Origin of the sequence: Pseudomonas sp. MD195_PC81_125, from assembly GCF_014060985.1 — a bacterium.
In the GTDB taxonomy this organism is placed as follows: Bacteria; Pseudomonadota; Gammaproteobacteria; order Pseudomonadales; family Pseudomonadaceae; genus Aquipseudomonas; species Aquipseudomonas parakoreensis.
On record NZ_JABULD010001036.1, the window covers coordinates 1 to 515 of the forward strand.

1 protein-coding gene and 1 pseudogene are annotated in these 515 nt (G+C 56.3%); both read left to right on the forward strand.

Annotated elements, in window-relative coordinates; genetic code table 11:
- A pseudogene (zapA, locus tag HT737_RS31050) lies at positions 1-227 on the forward strand (cell division protein ZapA); the annotation flags it as partial.
- A 99-nt stretch (positions 228-326) separates the two neighbouring features.
- Positions 327-515, forward strand: a 189-nt coding sequence (locus HT737_RS31055) for a hypothetical protein (protein WP_182404714.1), incomplete at its 3' end; no start/stop codon positions are given.

The window sequence follows — 515 nt, forward strand, 5'->3', positions numbered from 1 at the left end:
AAACAGACCCTGCTGGACGCCGCACTGATGCTCAAGGCCGCACTGGCCGACACCAAAACGCAAAATACCCGACGCTGATCGGTGACCGTTTGCTGGTGCTGGCAGCGATGAACCTGTGCTCGCAGCAGATCGAAATGAAGAAGCAGCACCAGCAGGAACTCGACCGTTACCAAGAGCAAGTCAGCGCCACGGTCGACACCATCGCCAAGACCATCAATCAGGGCTGATGGGGTTGCGCACAACCAAAGAATAGATTGTCGATCAGGTTGTATACAATCGGCACGGCTGTTGCATTGTTTCGGCCACTTATTCTTTGGGGGTGCTCCATGCAGTTGTGGCGACGCAGTATTCAATGGCAGCTGATTCTCAGCATGGGCACCGCCCTGCTGGTCAGCATCCTGATCGTGGTTGGCATTTATACCCTGGTGGTCAACCGCCTCGCCCAGAGCTATCTGGTCGAACAAGCGCTGCCGTCGAGCATCGAAGCGACGCGCAACGACATCGAACGCATCCTC